This is a genomic window from Ameyamaea chiangmaiensis (genome assembly GCF_013376175.1).
GTDB lineage: Bacteria > Pseudomonadota > Alphaproteobacteria > Acetobacterales > Acetobacteraceae > Ameyamaea > Ameyamaea chiangmaiensis.
Window position 1 is genome coordinate 1 of sequence record NZ_JABXXR010000060.1, and the last position, 15,961, is coordinate 15,961.

General features: G+C 65.8%; 16 protein-coding genes. 9 read left to right on the plus strand and 7 right to left on the minus strand.

Annotation, left to right across the window (positions count from 1 at the left end):
* Nucleotides 1-189: 189 nt before the first annotated feature.
* Nucleotides 190-1,296 carry a DmpA family aminopeptidase gene (locus HUK82_RS09070; protein WP_246495032.1) on the plus strand — a complete coding sequence of 369 codons (1,107 nt, stop codon included), beginning with the start codon at nt 190-192 and terminating at the stop codon, nt 1,294-1,296.
* Complete coding sequence (locus HUK82_RS09075) at nt 1,296-2,684, plus strand: APC family permease (RefSeq protein WP_176613668.1); 1,389 nt, start codon at nt 1,296-1,298, stop codon at nt 2,682-2,684. Before HUK82_RS09070 ends, HUK82_RS09075 begins: the two co-directional genes overlap by 1 nt.
* Before the next feature lie 4 nt (nt 2,685-2,688).
* Here the strand turns inward: HUK82_RS09075 and HUK82_RS09080 are convergent, their stop codons facing one another.
* The gene (locus HUK82_RS09080) at nt 2,689-2,982 is read right to left on the minus strand and encodes a copper resistance protein CopC (protein WP_176613669.1); all 294 of its coding nucleotides are present in this window, start codon (nt 2,980-2,982) and stop codon (nt 2,689-2,691) included.
* A 98-nt stretch (nt 2,983-3,080) separates the two neighbouring features.
* Nucleotides 3,081-4,211: a type III PLP-dependent enzyme gene (locus HUK82_RS09085; RefSeq protein WP_176613670.1), complete on the minus strand. Its 1,131-nt coding sequence runs from the start codon at nt 4,209-4,211 to the stop codon at nt 3,081-3,083.
* Nucleotides 4,212-4,482: 271 nt separating this feature from the next.
* Between HUK82_RS09085 and HUK82_RS09090 the strand changes: the two genes are divergently transcribed.
* On the plus strand, nt 4,483-5,580 hold the full coding sequence (locus tag HUK82_RS09090) for a YihY/virulence factor BrkB family protein (protein ID WP_176613671.1): 1,098 nt from the start codon (nt 4,483-4,485) through the stop codon (nt 5,578-5,580).
* A gap of 78 nt (nt 5,581-5,658) precedes the next feature.
* Here the strand turns inward: HUK82_RS09090 and HUK82_RS09095 are convergent, their stop codons facing one another.
* Nucleotides 5,659-6,234 (minus strand): septal ring lytic transglycosylase RlpA family protein, encoded by a 576-nt coding sequence (locus HUK82_RS09095; RefSeq protein ID WP_264802207.1) that lies wholly within the window; start codon nt 6,232-6,234, stop codon nt 5,659-5,661.
* Nucleotides 6,235-6,588: 354 nt separating this feature from the next.
* Between HUK82_RS09095 and aroQ the strand changes: the two genes are divergently transcribed.
* The 3 genes from aroQ to accC are packed head-to-tail and all read left to right on the plus strand — an operon-like array spanning nt 6,589 to nt 8,842.
* Entirely contained in the window at nt 6,589-7,044 is a 456-nt protein-coding gene (gene aroQ / locus HUK82_RS09100) for a type II 3-dehydroquinate dehydratase (protein ID WP_176613672.1), read from the plus strand.
* A complete protein-coding gene (gene accB / locus HUK82_RS09105) occupies nt 7,041-7,496 on the plus strand; it encodes an acetyl-CoA carboxylase biotin carboxyl carrier protein (protein WP_176613673.1) in 456 nt (151 codons plus the stop codon). Before aroQ ends, accB begins: the two co-directional genes overlap by 4 nt.
* A 2-nt stretch (nt 7,497-7,498) precedes the next feature.
* Nucleotides 7,499-8,842: an acetyl-CoA carboxylase biotin carboxylase subunit gene (gene accC, locus HUK82_RS09110; protein ID WP_176613674.1), complete on the plus strand. Its 1,344-nt coding sequence runs from the start codon at nt 7,499-7,501 to the stop codon at nt 8,840-8,842.
* Between the two features lie 48 nt (nt 8,843-8,890).
* Here accC and cysE read toward each other — a convergent pair whose 3' ends face one another.
* Nucleotides 8,891-9,652: a serine O-acetyltransferase gene (gene cysE / locus HUK82_RS09115; RefSeq protein ID WP_246495098.1), complete on the minus strand. Its 762-nt coding sequence runs from the start codon at nt 9,650-9,652 to the stop codon at nt 8,891-8,893.
* Nucleotides 9,653-9,818: 166 nt separating this feature from the next.
* Nucleotides 9,819-11,048 carry a UbiH/UbiF/VisC/COQ6 family ubiquinone biosynthesis hydroxylase gene (locus HUK82_RS09120; protein ID WP_373318263.1) on the minus strand — a complete coding sequence of 410 codons (1,230 nt, stop codon included), beginning with the start codon at nt 11,046-11,048 and terminating at the stop codon, nt 9,819-9,821.
* Nucleotides 11,049-11,284: 236 nt separating this feature from the next.
* Here HUK82_RS09120 and HUK82_RS09125 point away from each other — a divergent pair, with 236 nt between their 5' ends.
* The 3 genes from HUK82_RS09125 (at nt 11,285) to HUK82_RS09135 (ending at nt 13,722) form a co-directional block, all read left to right on the plus strand.
* Nucleotides 11,285-11,623 carry a P-II family nitrogen regulator gene (locus tag HUK82_RS09125; RefSeq protein WP_176613677.1) on the plus strand — a complete coding sequence of 113 codons (339 nt, stop codon included), beginning with the start codon at nt 11,285-11,287 and terminating at the stop codon, nt 11,621-11,623.
* A gap of 5 nt (nt 11,624-11,628) precedes the next feature.
* Complete coding sequence (locus HUK82_RS09130; protein ID WP_373318262.1) at nt 11,629-12,990, plus strand: ammonium transporter; 1,362 nt, start codon at nt 11,629-11,631, stop codon at nt 12,988-12,990.
* A gap of 192 nt (nt 12,991-13,182) precedes the next feature.
* A complete protein-coding gene (locus HUK82_RS09135) occupies nt 13,183-13,722 on the plus strand; it encodes a hypothetical protein (RefSeq protein ID WP_176613679.1) in 540 nt (179 codons plus the stop codon).
* Here HUK82_RS09135 and HUK82_RS09140 read toward each other — a convergent pair.
* Both HUK82_RS09140 and HUK82_RS09145 read right to left on the minus strand, forming a co-directional pair.
* Nucleotides 13,712-14,563 carry a retroviral-like aspartic protease family protein gene (locus HUK82_RS09140; protein ID WP_176613680.1) on the minus strand — a complete coding sequence of 284 codons (852 nt, stop codon included), beginning with the start codon at nt 14,561-14,563 and terminating at the stop codon, nt 13,712-13,714. The genes HUK82_RS09135 and HUK82_RS09140 overlap by 11 nt on opposite strands.
* A gap of 109 nt (nt 14,564-14,672) precedes the next feature.
* Nucleotides 14,673-15,821, minus strand: coding sequence for a glycosyltransferase family 4 protein (locus HUK82_RS09145; protein WP_176613681.1), 1,149 nt, complete (start codon nt 15,819-15,821; stop codon nt 14,673-14,675).
* Nucleotides 15,822-15,961 lie beyond the last annotated feature (140 nt).

A 15,961-nucleotide genomic window follows, 5' to 3' on the forward strand; every position in this document is an offset into this window, starting at 1 on the left:
GTCGAGGCCGCGCGTGTGGGCCTGCCCTTCGGCCCCGACCTCGATCTGCTCTGCGCGTTTCTCGCCGCCTCTCTTCCCCTTTGCCCGATCGCCGCCGGGGCCGGATTGCGCGCCGCGGTCGCATAAGCCCCACGCGCGGACGCGACGGCCCGATGGTCACGACATCGCAATGATGTCATGATGGGCCTTATGCACGCTCACAGCCCTGTCGCCCGACGCGCCCGCGAACTCGGGCTTCCCATGCCGGGCACGCCCGGTCCTCTCAATGCCATCACGGATGTGCCCGGCGTCCGCGTCGGCCACGTCACGTTGAACGAGGATCGCGACGGGAAGACGGTGCGCACGGGTGTCACCGCGATCCTGCCGCGCGCGCCCGAGGACCTGCTTCACCCGGTCTGGGCCGGAGCGTTCTCGATGAACGGCAATGGCGAGCTGACCGGCTGCCACTGGATTGACGAGTCCGGATGGATGACCGGGCCGATCACCATCACCAACACCTGCTCTCTGGGGATCGCGCACCATGCCACCGCGCGCTGGCTGGCACGCCAATTTCCCGAGAAAATCGGCGAGACGATCTGGCCACTTCCCGTCGTGGGCGAGACGTTCGACGGCTGGCTCAACGACATTGCCGGCCAGCACGTCACGGAAACCGACGTTCTGACCGCCATCGATACGGCGTCGGGCGGCGCGGTCGCCGAAGGCTGCGTGGGCGGTGGCACCGGCATGATCGCCTATGAATTCAAGGCCGGGTCCGGCACGTCGTCACGACAGGTGACAACCGGCGACGGCACCTACACCCTTGGCGTCATCGTTCAGGCCAATCATGGGCTGCGACCGTGGCTTACGGTCTGCGGGGCACCCGTGGGCGTCGGCATGACGGGCGACCGTCTCTGGGCCAGCGAGCGCGGCTCGATCATTGTCGTGCTGGCGACCGACGCACCGTTCGGCCCGACCGAAATGCGCAGGATCGCCAAGCGGATTTCCATCGGGATCGGACGCGGCGGCACCCCGTCAGGTGACAGTTCGGGGGACATCTTCGTCGCCTTCACCACGGCGAACGATCCTGGGGAAGTGCCGCTTCCCACGTCCATGTCCATCAAAACACTCGGCAACAGCTGCATGGATGCTTTCTTTACCGCCGCTGTCGAAGCAACGGACGAGGCCATCGTCAATGCGCTCGTGGCCGCGCAGACCATGACCGGAAAGCACGGCCGAACCGTGCACGCGATCGATACGGAACAGCTCCGACACACCGTCCGCCGCTTTCATGGCCTCGATACGAAAGACCGCCCCTGATGAACGTGCTGCCTCCCTCGCCGCCGCAACTGAAACAGGGCATGACCATGATCGGCACGACGCTGATCACCCTTTCGGCAATCTCGCCGGCATCGTCAGCGTTGATCATAGCTCCCAGCGCCATCGCGGCGGCCGGGTCGGGCAGCGTCCTCGCCATGATCGGCGGTGCGCTGGTCGGTCTGTGCATGGCGCTGGTCTATGCCGAGCTCGCCTCGGCTTTTCCGCTGACGGGCGGCGAGTATGCGATCGTCGGCCGCGTTCTCGGGCCGCTGACCGGTTTCATCGTCCTCGGGGTCAATCTGGTGGGACTCATTTTGATTCCCGCCATCATGGCACTCGGGCTTTCGGCCTATCTGGGGGTGGTTTTCCCGGCATTGCCACAAATTCCCACCGCGATCGCAGCGGTCATCATCAGCACGGGACTCGGCATCCTGAACATCCGAACCAGCGCGCTGATCACAGGGCTTTTCCTGGGCGTCGAAGTGGCCGCGCTTGTGCTGCTGACCGTGCTGGGGCTGTGGCACGTCGTTCATCCGCTGAGCGAACTCATCACGCATCCGGTCATGCTCAACGCATCGCACGCGCTTGTCCCGACCCCGCCATCGACGATCGCCATGGCCATGTCGGTCGCGATCTTCGCCTATAACGGCTATGGCACCGCCGTCTATCTGGGGGAAGAGACCGTGGACGCGGCCCGTCACATCGCGCGCTCGATCCTGGCCGCGCTGGTCGCGGCCGTGCTGGCCGAACTGGTCCCGGTGACCGCAGTACTGATGGGTGTGCCCGATTACCGATCCTTCCTGTCGTCTTCGGACATGTTCAGTGACTTCATCACCCTGCGCGCGGGCGCCGTCTGGACGACGGTCGTCAGCATCGCGGTCGCGCTTGCGATCGTGAATGCCGTAATCGCCAATCTTCTGCTCGCGTCGCGTCAGATGTTCAGCATGGCGCGCGATCATGTGCTGCCCGGCACGCTGAACGCGCCGCTTGCACGACTGCATGCACGGTATCATTCACCCTGGGTGGCCATGATCGCGGCCGGTGCCATGACCTGCGTCGCCTGCTTCGTCTCCCTGCACCTGTTGGTCATTGCAACGGGGACCGGGCTGATTTTGGTGTATTCCATGCTGTGCGTCGCCGTGATCACCGGCCGCAAACGCGGCCTCACGGCGCATGGGCACTACGCCATGCCCCTGTTTCCGCTGGCACCGGTCGCGGCACTCGCGGCCATGGGCTATGTCGTGTTTTCGAACTGGCTCGCCCCCGACGTCGGGCGGCCCAGCCTGATCTTCACGCTCTGTGTCGCCGTTGCCTCAGGCCTGTACTACGCCACCGTGCTCGCGCGTCGGGGCGGCTGGGTCCTGCGCGGCCCTGGCCCCGAGATGTAAGACCTTACGGCTGGACGACCACGTGCAGCGTGCCGTCCGCCGCCTTGTCGTCCTTGTCGCTCGCCTGCCACAGAACCGTGTAGGCACCGGGCACGACTGGAATGGAGGCGGTCAGCACACGCGGGTCCTGAGGCGGCGGCACCATGACCAGTTGCGGAGGGCCGGACGCCTCGAGCAGCATCATTCGCCCGCGCACGGGATCGAGGTCGCGGTCAAACCGCAAGGTCACGACAAGGGTTGTTCCGTGAACCACGGCCCTGTCCACTGGCGACGCTGTCACCAGATGCGGTTTGGCCATAGCCGCCCGCGCCGGACCCAGCGCAAGTGAGAGCCCGAATACCCAAAGCGCGGACCGGACGGCACGCCTGCGCCATCCGGCGGAAGGCGCCCCCCCGGTCAGAGATAATGCTCCTCGAGGGGGGCGAAACCGTTGAAACGGGTCGAGCAATAGGTCGTGACATACGCGCCAGTCCCGAGAACCTCGATCCGGTCACCCGCCCGCAACGAAAGCGGCAGCGCATACGGCGCCTTTTCATACATGATGTCCGCACCGTCGCAGGTCGGTCCGGCAATCGCGACCGGACCGGTTTCGTCGCCGTCGTGCCCGGTGCGCAGGGCGTACCGAATCGACTCACCCTCCGTCTCGGCCAGACCACCGAAACGACCGATGTCGAGATAGACCCAGCGCGGCCCCTTGTCGTTGCCACGCTTGCTGACCAGAACCACCTCGGTCGACACGACACCCGCTTCGGCCACGATGAAGCGACCCGGCTCGACGATCGTCTCCGGCAGATTGTTGCCGAAATGCTGCCGCAGGGCGCGATGGATTGTGTCCGCGAACTGGTCGATCTCCGGCACGTCCTCGCGATAACGAATGGGAAAACCACCACCCATGTTCACCATGCGCAGGTCGAGGCCCGCGGCAGACAAATCCGTGAACAGCATGGCCACCTGCGCGATCGCGGCCTCATACGCCTCGGTCGAGGTCTGCTGACTGCCGACATGGAACGACAGCCCATACGGGTCGAGCCCCATGTCGCGCGCGCGCAGCATCAGGTCACGGGCATGCGAGACGCTGGTGCCGAACTTGCGCGACAACGGCCATTCAGCGCCCTCATTGGCGACGATCAGGCGGCAATAGACCTTCGAACCCGGCGCGTGACGCGCGATCTTCTCAAGCTCCTCGCCGCTGTCAAAGACGAACATGCGCACACCCGCGGCATAAGCCGCTTCAATGGCACTTGCCTTCTTGACGGTGTTGCCAAAGGAGATGTGATCGGGGGAGGCGCCAGCGTCGAGACACAGGCGGATTTCTTCCCACGACGCCGCATCAAAGCTCGATCCCAGAGAGACGAGACGATTCAGGATCGGCGCGGCCGGATTTGCCTTGACCGCATAATAGACACGGGTCAGCGGCAGCACATCGGTGATGGCGCGATAGCGGTGTTCAACCTGGTCCACATCAAGGACGAGGCATGGAGTAGCGGGCTGACGGTCAGCCAGGAAACGGGTGATTTTCGGGTTCATAGGAACCACCCCCCAGTACAGCGTCCGCGTCTATATGGAGAAACAACGCGGACTGGATTGCGAAACGGTCTAACGGACCAGCGACCAAAGCTGGGTACCCGAAGTCGGGCTCCCCGATTGCCAGAACGCTTGACGTCGTTGCGTAACCTTCAAGGGCCAGCGGCACGTGCGTTGTTGCGTGGAGGCCATATGGGACCAAAACCTTTTTCACGCAACAAAAAAACTCCTCGTTCGTTGCTTTTTTGACCGAGCAAGGATGGTAGACGAAAGCATGAGCACCGAACCGGCCACGGCCGCCCCCGAACCGACCGGCCTGACCGATCCGCCGTCCTCGCCGGTGACGAACGACCGCGACCCGCACGCAGAATCGACCGACCCCGCCGCACCGAAACGCCCCGGTGAATCGATAGTCCAGACGGTCGAGCCGGTCGAGCAGACGCCCATCCATTCCTATGACAGTCCGCTGAAGATCACTGCGACCGAATGGCGGACGATCTGCAAGCACGCGGTGCTGGCGGTGGTGGGAGATCGCATTTCCCTCGCCGCCGCCGGCTGCGGGTTTTACGCGACGCTCGCTCTGTTTCCCACGATCTCGATGCTGATCTCGATGTACGGTCTGGCGTTTGACCTGCAATCGGTCGAGCCGCAGTTACAACTCCTGCACAACCTTCTGCCGACCGCCGCCGCCGACCTGATCGCCGACCGCATTCATGTGCTGGTCGAACGTCCCCACGCCGCCCTGACACTCAATCTGGCCATCTCCCTTACGGTCACGTTGTGGTCGGCGTCCGCCGGGACGAAATCCATGCTTTCGGCCCTGAACATGGCTTACAACTTCCCGGAAATTCGCAGCTTTCTGAAGTTCCAGGGTGTCGCGCTCGGCATGACCTTCTCCACCATCCTGGGCGCCGCGGTCACACTGGCGCTTCTGGTCGCCCTGCCCGTGCTGGTGGCCTATTTCCCGGCCCGCCTGGGGCTGACCGCTCCGCCATGGTCGGTGTCTATCGCGGTGCGCATGGCCGGCCCGCTGGCGCTTGTCGTCTTCGTCACGGCCGCCTTCGCGACCCTGTATCGTATAGGCCCATCACGTACCGAAGCCATACTCTGGCGCTGGGTCATGCCCGGCGCGTTGATCGCGACGGCACTGTGGATCGTCAGTTCGATCGGATTTTCATTCTATGTCAGTCACGTAGGGTCGTTCGACTCCACCTACGGCCCGCTCGGGGCGGTGATTGCCCTGATGATGTGGTCCTATGCAAGCGCTTTCGTCGCGCTTCTCGGTGCCGAGATCAACGCCTGCATGGAGGCCCTGTTCGTGGGTGGACGAAAGACACCGCAGTTGCGCGTGCTTCAGGTCGCCGAGACATAAAAAAGGGCGGCAAAACGTCGCCCATGATATCGGAAAGCCGGTTGCAAGTTGCCGACCGGGTTTCCCCCGCTTGCCGGATCAGCGGGTGCCGGCCGATCCGGTAGCCGCAGCGGCGACGGCCTGCGCGCTGGTGTCACCTTCCTGTGCCTGCGCGACCTCGGCCGTGTTCAGCGGGGACACGGTGACGTGGGCCACACCACTGCCCATCATGCCAAGTTTCGCAGCGGCAGCGCGCGACAGGTCGATAATACGGCTGTTGAAGGGGCCACGATCGTTGACGGTCACGACGACCGAGCGACCGGTATCCTCTGACGTCACGCGCACCTTGGTGCCGAACGGAAGCGTGGGGTGCGCCGCCGTCATTTCCGTGCCGGTAAACACATCGCCGTCCGACGTGCGGCCACGATGGTGAAACTTGCGCCCGTACCAGCTCGCCACACCATATTCGGTGCGCGCCATACGTTCCCGTCCCGCCTCGATCACATGGTGCATGCGTCCGGCCAGTGCCTGACGCACGGCCTCCGCCCATGCCGTATGGGCCGGTGCCTGTGCATCGTCAGCACGAGCGCTGGCCACCATCAGAGGCGCACCGAGCGCGAAGACGAGCGCCAGGCGTGGCAGCGACGAAAGGGGCGAGAAGGAAAAGCGCTTCACTCGATCGGTCTGTATCCTGTTGACGAAGGGGTTCATAAAGGATCATCGCGGTGTGCAGATCAACATATTTCGCACGCCGGGCAAATTTTGCCGGGTCACAAACGCCAGACGCAGCGTCCAGGCGACAGTCATGGGACTGATAACAGGTGCTTTTCGAGTGTTGCGGCATGCTTTCATCGCGGCGGCACGCCTCATTTACGCCACGATTACTGGAGGCGCCGTCACGGGACGCCCGAAATACTGGCGCGCAGCCTTCACGGAGCGTCCATCCCGCGACGAACAGGGGCGGCCGCCCCGCCTCCCCCGAACAAGTGCCTTGGATGGCGCATCCGGTCGTGCTACGGGCGGCGGATTATGATGCGTCCGCTCATTGCCGTTCTCAACGGCCCCAACCTCAATATGCTCGGTCTGCGCCAGCCTGCCGTCTACGGCAGGGCGACGCTGGACGACGTTGAGCAGGTCTGTATCCAGACGGCTGAGCGGCTGGACGTCGCCATCGACTTTCGCCAGACCAACATCGAAGGCGAACTGGTGTCCTGGATTCAGGAATGCCGGGGTCGGGCGCGCGGAATCATCATCAATCCGGCTGCCTACAGCCACACCTCCATCGCCGTACTCGACGCGCTTCTGGCCGTCGACCTGCCGGTCGTCGAGGTGCATATCTCCAACATTCATCGTCGTGAGGCCTTCCGGCATCATTCCTACGTCTCGCAGGCTGCCACTGGCGTGATCTGCGGGCTGGGCGTGCGCGGGTATGCGCTGGCCCTTCAGGCGATGACAGACATGATCATGGACGAGGACGACCGATGAGCCGACTGCTCGTGGACGCGGATGCCATTCGGGCATTGGCCGACATTCTGACCGAAACCGGTCTCACCGAGATCGAGATCGCCGAAAAGGACAGCCGTATTCGCGTCGCACGCGGCGCTCCGCCCGTTCAGGCAGCGGTCCCGACGGCCTATGCCCCGGCGCCTGTCGCGGCCCCGCTTGCTGCGCCGGCCACGGCGGCGGTCGACCCGGCCAAGGACCCTGGTGCTGTCAACAGCCCGATGGTCGGCGTCGCCTACCTGACGCCCGACCCGGCCTCGCCTGCTTTCGTGACCGAAGGGCAAACAGTTCAGGCCGGCCAGACGCTGCTGCTGATCGAGGCCATGAAGACCTTCAACCAGATCAAGGCCCCCCGCGCCGGCACCGTCACGCGCATTCTGGTCGAGTCCGGCCAGCCGGTCGAGTTTGGCGAACCCCTGTTGATCATCGGCTGAGAATGTTCTCGAAGATCCTGATCGCCAATCGCGGCGAAATCGCCCTTCGCATCCAGCGCGCCTGCCGCGAACTGGGCATCAAGACCGTCGCCGTGCACTCCACCGCCGACGCGGACGCGATGCATGTGCGTCTGGCGGACGAGGCCGTGTGCATCGGGCCGCCGTCGTCGCGCGACTCGTATCTGAACGTGGCCGCCATTCTGTCCGCCGCCACCATCACAGGCGCGGACGCAATCCATCCGGGCTACGGCTTTCTGTCAGAGAACGCCGACTTCGCCGAGACGGTGGAAGCGCATGGTTTTGCGTTTATCGGGCCGACGGGCACCCATATCCGCATGATGGGCGACAAGATCACCGCCAAGACGACCATGCAGGCGCTGGGCGTGCCGCTCGTGCCGGGCTCCGACGGCGCGTTGCCGGACCTGGAAGCCGCGCGCTCGGTGGCCGCGCAGGTGGGATACCCCGTGCTGATCAAGGCGGCCGCTGGTGGTGGCGGGCGTGGCATGAAGGTTGCCCGCAGCGCGGATGAGATCGAGGAAGCCTGGAGCGTCGCACGCACCGAGGCCCGCGCCGCCTTCGGCAATGACGAGGTCTATCTCGAGAAATACCTCGACCGGCCGCGCCATATCGAGTTGCAGATCCTGGCCGACACGCACGGTAACGTGGTCCACTTCGGCGAGCGTGACTGCTCGCTCCAGCGTCGCCACCAGAAGCTGCTGGAAGAGGCGGGATCACCGGTCCTGACGGCCGAGGAGCGCGACGCGATCGGCGCCACCGCCACGGCGGCACTGGCCAAGATGGGATACCGCAACGCCGGCACGCTGGAGTTCCTGTATCAGGATGGCCAGTTCTCGTTCATCGAGATGAACACGCGTCTGCAGGTCGAACACCCGGTGACCGAGATGGTCTGTGACGTCGATCTGGTGCGCGAGCAGATCCGCATCGCCGCAGGCCAGCCACTGGGCTATACCCAGTCCGACATTCGCTTTTCCGGCCACGCCATCGAATGCCGCATCAATGCGGAAGACCCCGACACCTTCATGCCCAATCCGGGCACGATCGGGGTCTATCACCCTCCCGGAGGGCTGGGCGTGCGCATCGACAGTGCGATCTATTCCGGCTATCGCGTGCCGCCCTACTACGACAGCATGATCGCCAAGCTGATCGTCCATGCGCCCACACGGATCGAGGCCATCAACCGCATGCAGCGTGCGCTGGACGAATTCGTGATCGAGGGCGTCAAGACGGTCATCCCGTTGCACCGGCGTATCCTTGCCGATCCGGAATTCCGCAAGGGCGACTACACCATCCACTGGCTGGAGCGCTTTGTCGCCGCCCAGAACTGACACTCGCCGCCGGGCCGCGCCAATAAGGCGCGGCCCGGTCGTGGCCCCTCAGATCACGTAATCGATCGGGGGCAGCGTCTGGTCCATCGTCAGCGCAGGCATGGTGTGATGGCGCGTTCCCACCTTGCGCGCCGGATTCCCCACCACGGTGGTGAACGGCGGCACCGCTTCCAGAACGATTGAGCCGGCGCCGATCTTCGCCCCCTCACCGATCTCGATATTGCCCAGCACTTTGGCACCCGCGCCGATCAGGACGCCACGCCGCACCTTGGGGTGACGGTCGCCGATATTCTTGCCTGTCCCGCCGAGCGTCACGCCCTGCAGGATCGAGACGTCGTCCTCGATACGGCAGGTCTCGCCGATCACGACGCCGGTGCCGTGATCGAACAGAAGCCTGCGCCCAAGCCGGGCGGCAGGGTGGATATCCATCGCGAACAATTCCGAAATCCGGCTTTGCAGATGCTGCGCCAGATGCCGCCGGCCGGACAGCCACAGCCAGTGCGCCACCCGATAGGCCTGCACGGCGTGGAACCCCTTGAAGAACAGGAACGGCGTGACGTGATCGGGCGCGGCAGGGTCACGCTCGCGAATGGCCACCAGATCGGCCGCCGACGCCTGCACGATATCGGGCTCTGCGCGGTAGGCCTCCAGCATCAGTTCTTCCAGCGCATCGCCCGCGACGGACCGGTCGCCCAATTTGCGACCGACCATCGCGGCCAACGCCACGTCGAAGCCCGCATGCGCCTTGATCCCGGTGTGCAGAAGGCCCCGCACCAGGGGGTCGAAGCAGCCGCACCCCTCCTCGAACATCACCTTCCAGAGGGCGACAAGATCGATCGGCCCCTCGCTTACACGCGGGTGGGCGGCCGGCAGGGTGTGGACATTGTCACCCATCAGGATGTCTCTCTTTCAAACTCGGCTCGTGACAGTGGGCCGCCCGATCAAGATAAGCCCGGTCGTACGTCTGAAAAAGGGGTCATAACCCCATGGCGTGACGTACGAACGAACGCCGCAGCCCCGGAAGCCGCTGCACCCCGGCCAGACCCAGATCACGACCCAACCGCAAAACCGGGTTATCGTTCCCGAACAGGCGTTCGAGCATGTCGGTCGCGACGAACATCAGCATGTTGGCGGGGCGGCAACGGCGCTGATACTGCGCCAACAGCCCCGCAGCTCCGGCGTCCTGACCGCGCGCAATCGCCTCACCCACCAGATCGGACAGCGCGATCACGTCCCGGAACCCGAGATTGAGCCCCTGCCCCGCGATCGGGTGGATGCCGTGCGCCGCGTCGCCGATCAGCGCCAGACGCGTGTCGGTGTAGCGATCGGCGAACTGGGCCGACAGCGGGTATATCCAGCGCTGTCCGACAGGCGTGATGGCGCCCAGGTGCTTACCCAGGCGCCGCGAGACCTCGCGCGCGAAGGGTTCGGGCGGCAATTCGTACAGACGCTGGGCCAGCGCGGTGCGCTCGCTCCAGACCAGGGCCGAGAGGTTGGGATGATGCTCGTTCCCGGCCATCGGCAGCTGGGCAAACGGACCACCCGGCAGGAAATGCTCCAGCGCGCGACCATCATGCGGTCGTTCGTGGGCGATCGCGCAGACGATCCCGCTCTGATGATACGGACGACGCGTGACCCGGATCCCCGCCTGGTCCCGCAGCGGCGACCGTCGCCCTTCGGCCGCCACCAGCAGACGCGCGACCACGGTACGCCCCGATCGCGTCCGCACGCGGACACCCTGCGGGCCGCGATCTGCCGTCTGAACGCTGTCCGGCGCCAGCACGGTGATGCCCGGCGACGTATGCAGGGCCGCGTTCAGCGCGACGCGCAGCGCACGCGCCTCGACCATCCAGCCGAAGGGCTGGTCCGCATCCTCGCGCCCGAACAGCAGCGACAGCGGCGATGCGGGCTCTCCCGGGCGTCCATCGGTGACCAGAATTTCCTCGATCGGACATGTCGCCTGCGGCAGATGTTCCCAAACCCCGGCGTCGTCGAGCAGCCGTCGCGCCACAGCAGCGATCGCATAGGCGCGCCCGTCGAAGGCCGGGTCTTCCATCGGCGGCAGGGGCGCGTGGTCCAGAATCGCCACCCGCGCGCCCAGAGTCGCCAGCCGACAGGCCAGTGTCGCGCCCACGGGTCCGGCGCCGACCACGCAAACGTCAACGGCCAGCACATCGTCCCCGTCCGCGGGTTCATTGGTGATCATCATGCGCCCTGTCCTGATCGTCTTTGCGGCAATTGCCTGCCTGGATACACCGCCCGATGACAAAGGGGAAATCGGGTACCGCCCACAAAACAGGCAACCGGCCAAAGAGGCCGCAGCGAACCGGGTTGCGGCACGCGAAGATGGCCATGATTTCGCTTTGGCACGAAAATTGCTTGACGGTACGACCAGCCCCTGTCGAGTAGACAGGCGATAACAGCAACAGGAGACGCGGCGCGATGAAGCTCGTGACAGCCATCATCAAGCCCTTCAAGCTCGACGACGTTCGCGAGGCCCTGACACCCCTTGGGGTTCAGGGTCTGACCGTATCCGAAGTGAAGGGATTCGGCCGACAGAAGGGCCAGACGGAAATCTATCGTGGCGCCGAATATCACGTGAGCTTCTTGCCCAAGGTGAAGATCGAGATCGCGGTCAGCGAAAGCCTGGTTGACCAGGTCGTCGACGTGATCCTTCAGGCCGCCCATACCGGCAAGATCGGTGACGGCAAGATCTTCATCAGCCCCATCGAGCGCGTGATCCGCATCCGCACGCGCGAAACCGGAGACGACGCGCTGTGACACGCATCGTCGGGGCCGTCCGGGCCCCTGTGCTGGCCGCCCTGCCCGTCTTCGCGGGTCTGTGCGCCGCCACCCCTGCCCTCGCGGCCGATGCGCCGCCCGCGATCGACTCCGGCGATACGGCCTGGATGCTGGTCAGCACCGCGCTGGTGCTGATGATGACCATCCCCGGTCTTGCCCTGTTCTATGCCGGCATGGTCCGCAAGAAGAACGTGCTCGCCACGGTCATGCAGTCGTTCACGATCTGCTGCATCACGACGCTGGTGTGGATGATCGCGGGCTACAGTCTGGCGTTCGGCACCGGTAACGCGTGGATCGGCGACCTGTCGCACGCCATGCTGGCCGATCTGGGGGCACATATCGCCAAGGGCGTCGACATTGCCTTCACGTTGGGCGAAGGGTCGCCCAACCCCACGGTCATGACGATCCCGCAAAGTGTCTACATGGCGTACCAGATGACCTTTGCGATCATCACGCCGGCGCTTATCGCCGGCGCGTTCGCCGACCGGATGAAGTTCAGCGCACTGTGCGCGTTTACGGTGCTGTGGTCGCTGGTCGTCTACGCCCCGATCGCCCACTGGGTATGGAGCCCCCTCGGCTGGGTGGCCGCCTTGGGCGCGATCGACTTCGCAGGCGGCACCGTGGTCCACATCAACGCCGGTGTCGCGGGTCTCGTCTGCGCGCTGGTGATCGGCAAGCGCCGTGGTTACGGGCACGACGATCTGTCGCCGTTCAACCTGACCTACGCCGTTATCGGCGCGTCGCTGCTGTGGGTGGGGTGGTTCGGCTTCAACGCCGGTTCGGCGCTTGGCGCGAACGGCCGCGCCGGCATGGCGATGGTGTCCACTCAGGTTGCCACCGCGGCGGCGGGCCTGGGCTGGATGGCGGTCGAATGGTGGCGCACCGGCAAGCCGACAGTGCTGGGCATCATTTCGGGCGCTGTGGGTGGCCTTGTCGCCATCACGCCGGCGGCCGGCTTCGTCCTGCCCGGCGGGGCGCTGGTGATCGGCCTGGCGGCGGGCATCGTCTGTTTCTTCACCGCCACGACTCTCAAGCACAAGCTGGGCTATGACGACAGCCTCGACGCGTTCGGCGTGCACGGTATCGGCGGCATCCTCGGCGCCCTTCTGACCGGGGTGTTCGCCTACGGGCCGCTCTCGGCCACGGACGCGAATCCGACCGGCGTGGTCGGATCCGCCCACCAGCTTCTGGTTCAGGCCGAAGCCGTGGGGGTCACAATCGTCTGGTGCACCGCGCTGACATACGTGGTGCTCAAGGTCGTTGACGTCACGATAGGGCTGCGCGTGACCGTGGATCAGGAGATCGAAGGTCTCGACATGTCCCTGCACGGCGAGCAGATCAACTAGAGGCGCCCGTCGGAGGCCGTACGCGCGCACCGAACCTGGTCTCCCTCCCGTCCGCGCGGCGGGGAGACCGGTCTGCCCCTTGCCTGATAATCCCGCGCCGACGATAAATGGCGACGGGCCGTGTTCGGCTGGAACACCCGGCTCGTCCCTCTCCCGCGTCCCGCGGGCGCTCAGGTCAAGGATAGCAACACCATGGGCTTTTTCACCGTTGCGCGCACGGTCGGCGCCAGTACAGCGTTCGCACTGGTCGTAGCGACCGCGGCACCTCAGGCGCAGGCGGCGATGACCGCCAAGGCCTGCCACCAGGCCTTCACCGACGCCAAGGGCGCCGGCACCTTGAACGGCCAGACCTATACGGCCTTCAAGGCATCCCATTGCGCCGACGATGCCCCCGCCGCCAACACCCCGACCGCCAGTCCGCTGAACCAGTCCACGGCTCCGTCCGCTGCCCCCGGGACCGCCGCGGCACCGGCAGCTCCGGCGACGCCAGCTCCGGCAGCCACCACATCGGCACCGAAGGCTGCCACCACCGTCGCATCCGGCAATGCCGTGTTCCCCAGTGCCGTGTCGTCGAAATACAGCACCCTTTCGGCTGGCAAGGCCCGGATGAAGACCTGCCTCGACCAGTATCATGCCAACAAGGACGCCGGTGGAACGGGCAATGGCGGCCTGAAATGGATCCAGAAAGGCGGCGGCTACTACAGCTCCTGCAACGCGCGCCTCAAGGGCTGACCGTCGTTCCGGCGTGCGGGACCGTCCCTGCGCGCCGGACGAACAGCCGGCTCTCGCCATAGGCGATCAGCACACGCCGCTGCGCGAACCAGTCCGAGCCGAGCAGCATCTCCGTATCCGGGGCCAGCGGCGACACGGTCAGGACCGGCGCCGTCTCATGCTCCCCACCGACCACCAGCGAGCGGAATGTGTGCCATCGATACAGAACCGCATGCAGATCAACCCCGGCCGTCGTGCCGCCGGGATCGCGCGCCAGATCATCAGCACTGACCCCCAGTTGCCTCGCCACGGCCTCGGACACGACGCGCGACCGCGCACCACTGTCCAGAAGCGCCATCAGCCGCGCACCGTCCAGCCGGACCTCGATCCGCAGCCGATCCCCCTCCCGCAACGCCGGAAGTTCATAGGCAGCCCACGGCGGCGGTAACCGACTGCCCAGTGCCCAGAGACGCAAACGACCAGCCGGCACGTCGAACTCGACATCGAAACGCGATAGAAGATCCGCCCCCAGCAACCCCCCGACCGGCGGCGTCAGCGTCGGTGAGCCGGGGAGAGCCCCCATCGGCACGCTCAGCGGCCCGAACCGGACATCCCCCAAGGCAAGTGACGGCACGATCAGGTTTGGCACCGTGCGGCCGCCGCGACTGCCCTGCACGAAACTCGACGACGCCGGATCGCGACGAAGCGACAGCGATCGGGCCAGCGCGGGCGTGATCAACCCGCCCTCGGCTCCGGTATCAATCACAAATCTTACGGAAACGCCGTCGACGACGGCGATCACCGACAGATAACCCCCGTCGTTTCTCAACGGCAGCTCAACCAGAGGTTTTCGGCCACTCACGCCCGACGCCGCCTGACATGGGGTCACAACGCCGGCCCCGGCCAGCGCCATGAGCGTCCGGCGCGTCAGGCGCACGAGCGTCGCTGGAACAGATGGGCGTGCCCCGCCCTCACGTCCGCCGTTCCCACGACGCAAGGATCAGGTCGGCGGTGCGGGACAGCACCTGATGCTCGTCGAACCGTTCGACCGCCCGCTCCCGCGCTGCCGTCCCCATACGTGCCCGCAGGGCAGACTCCATGACCAGTGTCGCAAGCGCGCGCGCCAGTGCCGAGGCGTTTTCCGGCGGCACCAGGAAACCGGTCTGCCCGTCGACAATCTGTTCGCGCGGGCCGCGAATATCGGTCGCGACGACGGGAAGCCCGGTCAGCATCGCCTCGATGATCGACATCGGCAGCCCTTCGAACAGGCTCGGTAACGTGAAGATATCCGCAGCCGCCAGCAAGGCGGCCACATCGGTGCGATAACCCAGCAGACGCAGGCGTGGGCCCAGCCGCTCCGCCGCACGCGCCAGAACCGGCCCCATGTCCGCGCCGTGATCGGTCGCCAGACGCTCGCCCACGATCCACAACTGCGCGTCCGGGACCGACTCCATCGCGGCCAGCAACTCAGGATACCCCTTGTGCCGCACCAGCCGGGACACGGCGATGATCACGACCTGCGCCTCGGGCACCCCCAGCTCCGCACGCACGCGCGACCGCGCGTCCCGATCCGGTCGAAACTGGGCCGGATCCCGGCCATTCCCGATCGCAATCGCCTCCGGGTGGATGTGTAGCCGCCGGGCGTCGGCCGCCTCGTCCCGCGAGACGGTCAGATACAGGTCCGTGGCACGTCCCGCCGCCCATTCCAGAACCAGCGCCAGCCACCGACGCGCCCGCGACCCCGGCTGATTGAACAAAAAACCGTGGCACGTGTACACCACGCACCGCACACCGCACAGGCGCGCGGCCAGTCGGGCCAGAAGCCCGCTGATGGGCATATGGGCATGCACGATGTCGGGCCGTTCACGCCGGATCAGACGCACCAGAGCCCGCAACGCCCGCCATTGCGCCCGTGGCGAAAAACTGCGGGCCATCGGCACCGTTTCGACGCGAAAACCGTCCGCCCGCACGTCGGCCAGCAGAGGACCATCCGCGCACACCCCGACGACGTCACACCCCCGGTCACGCAGCACGCGCATCAGCGGCAGGAGGAACTGCCGCAGCGCGAAGTCGACGTTGGTGATCTCCAGTATCTTCGGGCGGCCATCCGCGCCCGTCATACCGGCCAGACCATCATCATGATGACGCGTCTTCCGTATCAATGCGCGTCATGACCCAGCGGACCACCTGCCGCGCCGCCTCCGCCCCGGGCTGGGGCACTGGCCGCAGCGTCATGCGGGCACCGGGGCGCCGGACGGCG